At 46.7% G+C, this 12,712-nt stretch carries 8 protein-coding genes; 3 read left to right on the forward strand and 5 right to left on the reverse strand.

Features of this window, described 5'->3' with window-relative positions; genetic code table 11:
* From GF401_17195 to GF401_17215, 5 genes are all read right to left on the reverse strand, one after another.
* A partial coding sequence (locus GF401_17195; GenBank protein ID MBD3346795.1) for a hypothetical protein occupies positions 1-191 on the reverse strand: 191 nt, incomplete at its 3' end.
* Positions 163-1,716, reverse strand: a complete 1,554-nt coding sequence (locus GF401_17200) for an N-6 DNA methylase (GenBank protein MBD3346796.1) — start codon at positions 1,714-1,716, stop codon at positions 163-165. The genes GF401_17200 and GF401_17195, both read right to left, overlap by 29 nt.
* Positions 1,717-2,245: 529 nt before the next feature.
* A complete protein-coding gene (locus tag GF401_17205; protein ID MBD3346797.1) occupies positions 2,246-2,794 on the reverse strand; it encodes a hypothetical protein in 549 nt (182 codons plus the stop codon).
* A 378-nt stretch (positions 2,795-3,172) separates the two neighbouring features.
* A complete protein-coding gene (locus GF401_17210) occupies positions 3,173-5,053 on the reverse strand; it encodes a hypothetical protein (protein ID MBD3346798.1) in 1,881 nt (626 codons plus the stop codon).
* A gap of 201 nt (positions 5,054-5,254) precedes the next feature.
* Entirely contained in the window at positions 5,255-7,954 is a 2,700-nt protein-coding gene (locus GF401_17215) for an AMP-binding protein (GenBank protein ID MBD3346799.1), read from the reverse strand.
* Between the two features lie 277 nt (positions 7,955-8,231).
* Between GF401_17215 and GF401_17220 the strand changes: the two genes are divergently transcribed.
* The 3 genes from GF401_17220 to GF401_17230 all read left to right on the forward strand — a co-directional run.
* Positions 8,232-10,883 (forward strand): PAS domain S-box protein, encoded by a 2,652-nt coding sequence (locus GF401_17220; protein MBD3346800.1) that lies wholly within the window; start codon positions 8,232-8,234, stop codon positions 10,881-10,883.
* A gap of 16 nt (positions 10,884-10,899) precedes the next feature.
* A complete protein-coding gene (locus GF401_17225; GenBank protein ID MBD3346801.1) occupies positions 10,900-11,853 on the forward strand; it encodes an ABC transporter substrate-binding protein in 954 nt (317 codons plus the stop codon).
* Positions 11,854-11,910: 57 nt separating this feature from the next.
* Positions 11,911-12,712 (forward strand): hypothetical protein (locus GF401_17230; GenBank protein MBD3346802.1); only part of this gene is annotated, 802 nt, incomplete at its 3' end.

Raw genomic sequence — 12,712 nt, forward strand, 5'->3', positions numbered from 1 at the left:
ATCCAAACTTCAGTTTCCCAAGAAATTTCTTTGGAATGCTTCTTGAATTCTACAAAATCCAGAAAAGCACTGACAAAAATTAAGCCGTGATTGGAATCTTTGAACATGTCTTGAAGTTCATATACACGCTTTGGATTCATATCGCAAGCGAATTCTCCCATTTTAAGCCGCTTTTGCCAATAATATTTCATCTATGTTAATGTTAAGGCTGTTTTCCAGAGCTTCACCGATTTTCCTAATTAAACTTAAATCAGGCAGAGGAATATCGCGAATCTCTGTTGCACTAACTTGAGTGTTACCGTTAGATATTCTGAAAAAACCGTCGAGGTAAGAGGAATTAAGTATTGCTGAAATTCCAAATGCTTCGGTCCGGGAAATATTGCCGTGGGGGCGATGAACAAAATTTACATGGTTTTCAAATGCAACATATTCTGATTTAATCCGGTCCTGTATATAAGGCGACGAATTAAGGCGCTTCTTTTCTTCTTTTGCACTGAATCGCCGTAACAAGATATAATTGCCATTTTTATTAAGAAGCGGTAAAGTTTCATCCTGGATTCTGATATATTGTGGTTTTCGGTTTTTAGAAAGTGGCCAAATAATTTGTGAATCACGTATACTATTCATCCAAATAAGTGGTGCCTCACCGTTTTCAATATCACCTTCATTTAGTAAGTATTCTGTGGCTCTAAAAGGAACAACTTTACCGGTAGATATTTCCATATCAAATTTATGTAAGCTCCCTTTCCAGGAATTCACTGTCTCAATAATCTTATCCTCGTCTTTGGATGTTGGAAGGAATAACACTTTGTTTAGTGATTTAAGTTTTATTATTGATTCCAAAGCCAAAGTACGTGATGGGCATGCTTCTAAATCACGAGAACCATGACTAAATGAGATTTTCACTTTTGTTGAACCATTACCATTGGTTCTTCGACGAGCATGTAAAATTACGTTCTCCTGCAAGATTGCATCCCTATCAAAGGCATCTGTCCTCGAACAAAAGAGGTGCAATTGTTTCGGTGTAATTTCCGAAAAAAGAAACTCCCTGAAAGCTCTAAAATATGGGCCAGAAGCATAACTACGCGGTGTTATGAAAACCATTTGACCTGTTCTGCTCAATAGACGAGTAGAAACAGCCATAAACAGCGCATAAATATTTGGTTGACCGTATACAATATTTTTAGCAGCTTTAGCACGTGGGTCATCTTTCGGAATTTTAAAATATGGCGGATTTGAAATAACCAAATCATATGGCTCATCATCGCTACCGATTTTTAATTTAGAAATAAGTGTAGGGCCATCATGTAAAACATGAGCATTATCTATAATGAAATCTTTAAATCTTATTTCATAGGTAAGATTAACTTTACTGTTTTTTGCCCATCGTACTGTTGAATCTAATGCTTTTTTACAAATAGGTTCTAATGCTGTGTCGATTTCATAACCTGTCACATGAATATTTTGTACTTCTTGCCAATTTTCAACTATTCGTTCTATTAATGAGATCACTAAAATACCTGAACCAATACCGGGATCTAGGAGTCTAATATTTGATGATTTTTGTGGAATGGTCAAAGAAGCCATAAAACTTGCTACTTCGATTGGAGTTAAATACTGTCCGAATGCTTTTTTATGAATAACATCTTGATTCCCCGAATATTGAAGGCCGAGTGTGTCAGCATCTATTGATGGCTTGCTTACATTTTTTGGCATATATAATTTTCCTTCTTATTTTCTAAAAATACCCTATGGTCTGGAGCTCATCCAAGATTCTTATCTGCTGGCCATGGACGGCCAGCATCTTATTGGCGCAAATTTTCATTTCCTTTTTCCACCGTTCATAGGGCCAGGCAAATTTACACCAACTAGTAAATACCGTAATCACTCTGCAATTCAAAAATCCCCATAAAACATCCCAAAAACTTCGGAATGAATTGTAAAAAAGCCCTCATTCCCGATGGTTTATTTTGGAATTTGCGCTTTGGAGTGGAAGTTGAGCAGGGGAGTGGAGCAAAGCCAGAGCGCGGGTATCAAAACCGTTAATTTTCAATAAGAAAGAATATACTAAAAGCGCTTTGCGAATCAAACTGAATTCTCATAATGTAATGGATTATTTGCCGGTTACATAAGTATGGGACGCCGATGGCGCTAATGGGGCTGATATGTGATGCAGGCTGCAGGGCATAAAAAAGGCCTGCACACACGTGCAGACCCTTTGGTTATGAATGATAAAAAGATACGGTCAGAACGGAAGGTTTTCATTGGGTGAAGACGCTTCCGCCAGAACCGGTTCCATTACAGCATCTCCATCACCAACATCATCTTCTTTTTCCTTTTTCATGTCATTTGCCGCGTAAATCGACGCGAAGAGGGCCTTCTGGCCTTTCCATGCATTATCCTCAGATTTGAATTTCAGCCATATTTTGCTGTTGTCCTCATCGGTGGTATCGAGCGTGACAACAATGGCGTGTGTAAGATCGTTACGGATCGTTTTCAGCGGAAAAACATTGCTGAAAGAGACAACGCCTTTTGAATCGATGGTGCTGTTGCCGTATTTATAGCAATAAGGCTTCATCGAATTCAGCATTGCACCTAACGCATTTCTCGCATTCCTTGCAGCGTCCTGGCTCTTGAAATGACAGTAGGAGGCGCCGTTGTGGCAGATAATTTTGAAATAATGGCTCATTTCGCCCTTACGCTTCTCCTCCGGTAATTCAATGACCGGGCCTGCAAAAAGAATCTGCGAAACATGATAGTTTTGAAATGATGTTGTAAAGATTGCCGAGTTCATGATTTAACTCCTGTCCGTTTGATTATGAATAACGTAATTATAACCTGTCTTTTTCAAGACATTCAGACCCGCATGCAAATCCCGGGGAAGGTCTTTATATCTTTAAAAGACAATTATTTAAGCATCTGTCACAAAGATTTCAGGCAATCCGGGTTTCTTGCGAGTAGAAAAACAAGTAACTGTTCTGTTTCATCAACTCATTCGGGGCCCATCGTGCGGTGAACCTTTGTTCAATCTGCTTTCGACAATGGAAATTGCAAGGCATGTGCCAAATGGTTGGCGCCCACCTTAATGTTTTGATATTAAAGGAGATGGTGCGGTTTACGTGGTGCTGTTCTTGAAGTCTGGTTGAGTCGCAAAAATACGTCGGTGCGACGGTCAGGTCGCATTATTGCGACTGTTTACTCTTACAAGGTCCCCTGTTCGTACCGGCACCCGGAGGTGTGATATTCCGGCATAGAGTGTACTATCGGCTGACGTTTTTCCGGGGTTGCGTATTTCTACCGAAGCATCGTTTTTGGTATCGAATGAAATTTCCAGTTCTTTGATGAAGGATCCTACTACTATCTCGGTGATTTTTGAGGATTCTACAGCAATGTTTCCGGCCCGGTTGAGCAGGAATATGATATCTTTTTTATCGCCCTGTACTTTCCAGGTATCAAAGGATGGTTCCACCGGGGTGCGGTATTGTTTGAATGCATCGAGGTTATCCATATACCATTGATGGTAGAATTTCAGGGACTTTTTATGTTCTTCTTCGAGGGAGCCAAGGTCCATGGAGTAGGTGGGGATACCGACAGCCATCATTTTAATGATAATCGCGGCGCCTTCGGCGGGGCTGTCGTTATTGGTAATTGTTTGATAATCGTTGCAACTGAAAGGTGTATAGGCATTTATGTATGCTGTTCTGAGGAAGTTACCTTCGGGATTATAGGGTGTATCGCCTGCCCGGATGCAGGTTCCGTATTCATAGAGCCATGGGGTGGCGTAATTCTGTTTCAGTTCGGTGATTACATCGGGGTTGACCTTTTTTGTCTTTTTATCGATATTTTCCAATACCTTATGGAGTCCTTCGATAAGCGATGCCGTATCGTGGTCATGTTCTTCACTGACACAGACTTCACCGGGGATATTGTTGAAGAGGTCATATTTGGCGCCGTCGGCGTTATATTTGGTTATCAGTTCGGCGGCGATATCCGCCATAATATCCCGGGCTTCGGGGCACATGAAACAGAGGGGATGATATCCGTTGTGGGTTTTGGCGATTTTTCCTTTTTCTGTCTGGATCAGGTATTTTTTCCGTTTTTCGAAATTATTGCAATCCGGGGAGACTGCATGGGGTGCCGACCAGATCAGGGCGCGGGCGCCGAGATCGTGCATATCGCTGATAAGCTTCTTAAGATCGGGGATTTTCGATCGATCTTCCGACCAATCCCCGAGATTGAGTTTGACATCAAAATCGCTGTCGAGTCCCGGCCCAAACCAGCCGTCATCGATGATATAGTTATATATTCCGAGTTTAACGCCTTCTCTGACATTATCAATGATCACCTTGTCGGTTACCTGCGATGAATCCCAGTCGGTCCAGGAGCACCAGTACGGGGCCATGCTCCGATCGTTTGACGTATCGGTTTTGCCGAGGATCCGGGCCATGGAATCGGAAAAATCCCGTAATGCATCGATCCAGGTAGTATACGCCAGTTCACGGTTTTCTTTGAAATAGATATATTCGGTAATAGAATTGTCTTCATTGGCCAGGGCAACCGATTCGGGCACAGGGAATCCTTCAACACCCCGTTTAATTTCCAGCCCAAACCGTTTCATCCATGCGAGCAGTGCCCGGCGCATGGCCGGTTCCTTCACGATAAAATCGGTCTCGTAGTTTTCCCCGATGACACCGAACATGAATGTTGGTTTCCGGTCTTGCCCGGTTAAAATGAAGACCGGCATGCGGATATTGTTGATCCGGGTCTGAAAATTCCGTCCCCAGAACGTCACCAGTTGGCGCTCGTTGGGATACAGACGGCCCGTATCGGGAACGATAACCTCGTGGAAATTCTTAAGAGGAGTGGCGATTGAGTAGGAGACTGATTTGATGACATCACCTTTTGGGGGAGTAAGCGTTACCGGGCAGGGGCATTCACCACCTAATGCAATACTGATTCCGTCTTGCACGACGTTGGCCGGTTCCAATGATTCAAACACGAATTCGGTGTTTTTCCCCTGATGAGTCTCTACCTGTACGCTCAACGAAATCATGACGGGCCTCTTTCAATGTTTTTTGGTCGATTGCTGTTCACATCCCATAAAAAATGGAAGGTTTTAAAATAAATTCTGGACATGGGGAGCAATTAATGCCACAGCCATGCCGCCACTAACGAGGTGTAAAATTCGGCAATTGCATTTTCCCGGCAGATAGAGGAGAGATATCAGCACTTTTCCATCTTCTCCTCCTTCTTCTCACATCTCCCGCACAACCTTTTCCACAGCGCTGGCAATATCCTCAGGGCGGTAATTCTCCTTTAGGAGCCTCTTTTGTTTCAGGCTGTCCAGGGTGAGCATCTCACCAAAAGCGAGGTGGGTGGCATGCTTTCTGCCGGCAAAAAAATCCGGGGCCTTTCCCGCGGGCTGGAGAGCGTAGGCCCCTTTAATTCGAAGGGGAATTACTGCCGCGCCGGTCTCCATCATGAGCGTTCCGATACCCGATTTGAATTTTCCCGTTTCCCCGGTGCGGGTACGGGTGCCTTCGGGGAAGATAATCAGGTTTTTTCCACTGTCGAGGACCTTGTGCGACGCTTTTAAGGCTTCAACAATATCGCCTTCACGTTCAACAGGGACCATGTTGGACCTTTTTGCCGCAAACGCCGAAAGCGGCTTTTCCAAAAGCTCTTTTTTCCCGATCGTATAGGTTTTCTTTCTGATACTCCACGGAAGAGCGCCGATTATAATCATGATATCGAGCGCGCTTTCATGGTTTGATGCGAAAATCACCGGACGGTCCGGGGGGATGTTCCGAACACCGGTCACGCGGATTCCCCAGAGCATGCGCCCGATTCCCAGCAGCAGGCCCGGAAGATAATGGTAGCTCAGGGCGGTGGTATCGTTCAGCTCCTCGCCGCCGCTATCCGATTTCAACCGCTCTTTGACCCCCTCGGTTTTGTTCTCGCCGACATTGCCGGCTTTGCCAGCCCGAAGGTCCTGGATAAGCGTCACGGCGTCAGCCATCGTTTCGATATTAACGAGATCTTCCATGGAAACCGAGCAATTATATTTCTCTTCGAGCATACAGATCAGATCGAGGCTTTTCAGCGAATCGAGCATGCAATCGAGCTGCAGATGCGACCGGGGAGTGAGCGATCCGGTATTCACTTTCGGAGACGCCTTTGCGACATAATCAACGATTGTTTTGAATTCCTCCGATTCCATCATGGCGCTTTCAAGATAGGTGAGGCGTATATGTGATGTCTCCTGCACTCCCTCCGACCGTTTCAGCTTTTCGAACATCTTTTTCAGTTCGTTTTTGATAATTTTTCGGGTGGTTGTCCGGGGAAGGGCGTGATAAGAAACAACGAAGGCGCCGATTTTTTTATAGGTTGGAAGGTCCCGGCCCATCCGCGCAAGCTCTTCGTTCATAAGCTCTGTTGCTTTTTCTATTGAATGACGGGCCCTGAAATCCTTGTCCGGAACGATTACCGCCCCGACAATCTCTTCGTTGTTGTCTTCTATGCCCAGAACACCGATCTCTTCGATATACGGCGACAGGGAATAGTACTCCTCGAGTTCGTCGGGATAGACATTTTTCCCCGAACTCAAAACGATAATATCCTTGGCCCGCCCGGTCAGATACAGAAAACCGTCATCGGTAACCCTTCCCAGATCGCCGGTATGAAACCATTTGTCGCTGTCAAAGGCTTCGGAAGTAATTTTTTCGTTATTGTAATACCCGGGGAAGACGGTTTCTCCCCGAAAGAGCACCTCGCCGATACCCTCTTCGTTGGGCTGAAAAATCTCCATATCATTGCCTTCAAGCACTTTCCCCACCGAGCCCTGACGGGGATCGTCGATAGGGCAGAGGGTGATAGGCCCGAAAGTCTCCGTAAGCCCGTAACCTTCAACGATATTGAAGCCCATCAACCGGAACCCGTCGAAATAATTCTTTTTCAGTGATGATCCCCCCGAAATGATACACTGGATATTGCCGCCAAAGCTTTTGTGCACCGAGCCGAAAAGCTTTTTCCTGAAGCCCATGCCGAAAACATTTCCCAGGATAGAGGAGAGCATTTTCAGAATGCCGAACACCATTGTGACAATCGGTCCTCCGGCATTTACTTTGCGCTGGATATTATCGTAAAAAAGCTCGAGCATCTGAGGGACTGCAGGTAAGATACTCACCTTTTTATCGTTGAGTCCTTCAAGGATGAGCGGTCCTTTGATTGCCGGAATAAAGACAATATCCATGCCTGTGGGAAGCGTAGCGGCAATGCAAGCCGCGCAGCCGAACACGTGGTGGAGCGGAAGAATGGCGATCATGGTGTCGGAGGGGCCCACTTTCATGCGAGGGACGCCGTGATTTGGTGCGGTGGTAAGGTTCCGCTGATTGAGTACCACGCCCTTGGCTTTCCCGGTAGTGCCGGATGTAAAGAGTATGGCCAGGGGATCGTCGGGAGCAAATTGCTGCGCGAATGCATCGCTGCCGGAATCCCCCCCGGCGATAAAATCGGCAAAGCTCACCCGCCCCTTCGGAGCATCAGGCTCCAGTACCACAATCTTTTTGATAAAATCGAACTCGCCGGCAAGCTTCTCAAAGAGTGAAACATAGGTGGCGGAACAGAAAACAACCCGCGATTCGGTAAGGCGGATTATCTCGGTAATCTCCGCGGCGGGAATGTTGGGATCGATCGGAACAATGCACCCGCCGGCGAGAATCGGTCCATGATAGGCCATAACCCATTCGGGGCAGTTGGCGCCGATAACCGCGGCATTCACCCCCTTGTTAAAACCCAGACTTTTCAGCATCGAAACCAGCTTGTTGAGGTCCGAACAAAAATCGCTGTAGCGCCAGGTCGTATACGACCCGTTGCGCTTTATATGAAAACAATCGCTGTTGGCATTTTTCTTTATTGATTCCCTGAGAAGATCAACATAGACATCTTTGCTCATAGAGGAAGCTCCTTGAAGGCGGAAAGGTGAGATTTGAGAATGTGAATGGCGCTATTGAAATCTGTTTATTCCGGGTGAAGTGTTCATACATTATAAGATACGCTCTCCATTTGGTTGAAGTAAAGTTTTTTTAATGCATGAGGCGGTGGCTTTTTGGTATATTCTTTGGAAAGGTGCACGGGTACCGGAGGGCTGCTGCTGTATTCTCTACCATGCCGCCGGTAGATTGTAATAGCCCGGTATTCCATCGAAGGCTCTAATAACAGGGGAGAAATCTATGGATGATTCGCCCAAGTTGCGAGGCACACCCGACCAGAATCTTGATCGGGCCAAAGCGCGTATTGTCGAACTGGAAGCCGCCGGTGAAGAGCTTCAAAAATTGCGTGAAGAACTCAAACGGAGTGAAGAACGCTATCGTACCGCGTTCGAATACACCGGTACCGCCATGATGGTTGTGGAAGAAGACACCACGGTAACAATGGGGAACCATAAGCTCGAAGAAGTCACCGGGTATCCGCAGGAAGAGGCGCGGAAAGGTCATAAATGGATCGATTTTGTTAACGACGACGATATGAAACGGTTGATGGAATATCATATCAAGCGGAGACACGATTCGACAACCACTGTCCCCAGCGAATACGAGTTCAAACTCAAACACAGGACCGGCGAGCTGAAAGATATCCTCATGAATGTCAGCATGATCCCGGGCACCAAAAAAAGCCTGATATCACTGATTGATATCACCGAGCGGAAAAAAGCCGAACGGGCCTTGAGGGAGAGTGAAGAAAAATTCAGAGAACTCTTCGAAAATGCCAACGATATTATCTACACAATCGATCTCGAAGGTAATTTTACTTCCGCAAATGCAGCAGCGAGCAGTACCTACGGTTATTCACCGCAAGAAATTGTTACGGTGAATATGTCGCAGATCATTCATGAAGACTTTCTGGCCACAGCACGGAGCAAGGTAAAAGAGAAGCTTCGCAGCAATGAGGCAACCTATCCCTATGAACTTCTGACTATCAGCAAAGACGGTGAACATATATGGGTCGAGGTCAGTACCCGTCTTATCAGAAATCATCACGGCAAGCCGGTGGGGATCCAGGGGATTGCCCGGAATATCACCGACCGGAAGAGAGCTGAAATTGAGCTGAAGGAAAGCGAAACACGGTTCCGGGAAACAGCCGAAACCATTCCCGCCGTCATATCCGAAATGGATATGGAGATGAAATTCACCTATGTGAACAAGTGGGGCCTCGACCTGTTCGGGTTTACCGAGCAGGATTTAAAAGACGGTTTTTCCGCATCGGATGTTCTTCCGCCGCAATCGCAGGAGACGGCTTTGGAGGATTTTGGGAATGTGATGTCGGGAGATTTCGGTAATGCAAAAGAATATACCATGAAAACCAAAACCGGCGAAACCGTATACGCTCTGGTTAACTCTTCACCAATAATCAAAAACAACAAGTCCGCGGGGATGCGGTCTTGTCTTATCGATATCACCGCGAAGAAAAAGACGCAGGACCTGCTCCGTCTCAGCGAAGAAAAATTCAGGGGGATATTCCGGAAATCGCCGATCGGGATAGCCATATTGACGCACGATGGCACCATTCTGGATAAAAACGCGGCTTTTGAGGTGATTTTCAACAATCACGGCTTTGATCATAAAACCGGCCCGCTTTTTTCGGTGCTTGAGCCCGGCGCCGAAAACATGGATTCCCTGGCCCGGGGAAAAGAAATCCATTTTGAATCGGAGTGCGATCCGGAGTATTGTTCGGTCGACAATGGAGAACGCCATTTCTGTGAATGGCATATCACCCCGCTGGGATCATCGAACAACGCAAAATCGACAACGTTGCTCGCCCAGGTCCAGGATATCACCGATCGCAAACTTGCCGAACAGGCCCGGCTTAAAAGCGTTCAAGACGCCGCGGAAAAGGCGAATAAGCTGGTTAAAGACCTCAAAAAGGAGCTTCGGGAAAGCCACCGTTTCTATAACATGGTCAGCCGAAGCCCTTTGATGAAAGAGATTTTCGATATTCTTCCCGAAGTCGCGCAGACCAATGCCACGGTACTGGTGACCGGGGAGAGCGGTACCGGCAAGGAACTGATCGCCCGTTCGCTCCATGAACAGGGGCCCCGTAAAAACAAGCCCTTTATCGCGATCAACTGCAGTGCACTGCCGGATAATCTGCTGGAATCGGAGCTTTTCGGCTACAAAGCCGGCGCTTTTACCGACGCCAAAAAAGACAAACCCGGGAAATTCACCCTTGCTGAAAACGGCACGATATTTCTCGATGAAATAGGGGATATCTCACCTGCCATGCAGGTAAAACTCCTTCGGGTGCTCCAGGAAAAGATGTTCGAACCCCTGGGAGGTACCCGGACAATAAAAGCCGATGTCCGAGTGATCGCGGCAACCAATAAAGACCTTCAGAAAATGGTCCGGAAAGGTGAGTTTCGTGAAGATCTCTATTACCGGATTAAAGTGCTCAATATCAAACTCCCGCCGCTTCGTGAACGGCGTTGCGATATCCCTCTTTTATGCGATCATTTTATTAACCTCTTTAACTCACGTTATCACAAAGAGATACAGCAATTATCCGACGAATCACGTGATGCCCTGATGGCGCATGATTTTCCCGGCAATATCCGAGAACTCGAAAATGTAATCGAACATGCTTTTATTTTCTGCAAAAGCCCGACAATAACAGTCAACCACCTTCCCGATGAATTCCGGAACAGGGAAGATGAGCGGAAGACGGCAAAAACCCTGGCCGAGGTACGCGATTTTAAAGATCTCGAAAAGGTCTATATCAAGTCGGTCCTTACCGAATTCGACTGGAATAAAACCCTGGCCGCGAAAAAGCTCGGCATTCATAAGGCAACCCTGTTCCGGAAACTCAAACAGTTGGGCATAAATAACTGAAAAATAAGCACTCACTATGAATTACAACCACAAAGATCCAGGCCCGAGCATGTATACCTTTTTATCGATATTCTTTCCACTGTTTTTCCTGGTTATTTCCGGCTGCTCTGATGTCGAAATGGAGCCGCCCGACCCCGGCTCCACTCCTGAGCGTATTGTTTCGCTTGCACCAAATATTACCGAAACACTGTTTGCGCTCGGTTGTGGCGACAAGGTGGTGGGGGTCTCCCAGTTCTGTTCCTATCCTCCCCACGTCAGATCGCTGCCGAAGGTCGGCGGATTTACCAATCCCAATTTCGAAGCCCTTATGCGGCTGAAACCCGACCTTGTGGTTTTAATGAAAGAACACGGCAAAGTCATTGATTTTTGTACTCGATACAAGGTCCCTTTTCTCCGTGTCGATAACGATAACATAGCCACGATCCTGAATTCTTTCGAAGCGGTAGGTACACGGTGCGGCGCAACAAAGCGTGCCGACAGCCTGATCAATCATATATCATCGGTCATAAACGACACGATTGTGTCGAAATACCGTCCCCGAATACTGCTTTGTGTGGACCGAAGCGCTCCCGGGTCGGGGACGATCAGCAAGCCCTTCTTTGCCGGAGCATCATCGTTTTACTCCGATCTGCTCAATGCCGCGGGTGGAGAAAATGCCTGCACCGAAAACATATTATATCCCACGCTTTCCATTGAAGGCGTCTGCTCTATCAATCCGGATATCATTATCGATATTGTTCCCGAACAGGTGGGGATGTCACAGGAAACAATCGTCAACGACTGGAACAGTGTGCCGCTTCTCGATGCAGTCGATAAAGGCATGGTTTTTTGCCTGAAAAAAGATTATATTGCAATACCCGGTCCGCGGATCGGCAAAACAATCGAGCGGTTCAGAGCCCTCGTGCGGATATGCCTGAATACTGGTAAATCACACAAAAGCATCGAAACCGTCACAAAAAAGGTGCACTAAAGATGCATTTCAGGGTATAGAATGTAATTTTAGATAATGGAGCCCGAAAAAGGATATATGAAAAGAGCCATCCTCCCGGCGCTGACAGGATGCGGAATTGCGGTAATCCTTTGGTCGGGGTGCCTTGAAGAAAATCCCCAGGCGCCCTCACAGCCAAAGCTGATCGATTCGACCTGGGCGACCTTTTTTCTTGCCGATTCCACCGGAACCCGTGTCGATACGACCTTATCCGAAACCCTCGATACAACGATCGGGGTCGATTCTTTCTATGCTGCCGCAAAATATCAAGTAATCTCCACCGCGGTGGACAGTATCTACGAGCAATGGAAAGTTTCCGATTCCCTTTTTTATGACCGCGGCTATTTTGCGCGCGACACCTTTTTTCTCGGATACGATACTATCACCCGGATCCTCAAAGAATCATCGGTTCTTGAAAGCTCCTGGATCGATATCTCTTTTACTTTGCAAAGCTTATCGATCGATACAATCGATACGCCGGACCTGGCGGGCACTCCAACCACCTACTATGTGACTTCACGTTTGATGGATGCCATAATTCAAAAGCTTACCGCCACCTACACCATGGATGCCGTGAGTGGGTCTACCCATGTCGACACCCAACGGCAAACAATCGATACGCTTGAAGTAGTGGAAAAAGATTCGGTACGCTCCACCGCGATCAAGATAATGCCCTTAGGCAATTCGATAACGAGTGGTGATACGTACTACAATTCCTATCGCCGTCCGTTGTGGCACATGCTCGATTCGGCAGGGTATGAAGTTGATTTTGTGGGCACGCTCACCGAAAACTTCCGGGGACCGCCTCCCAATCCCGATTTTGATATGGACCATGAGGGGC

This window comes from Chitinivibrionales bacterium (genome assembly GCA_014728215.1).
Classification (GTDB): Bacteria; Fibrobacterota; Chitinivibrionia; order Chitinivibrionales; family WJKA01; genus WJKA01.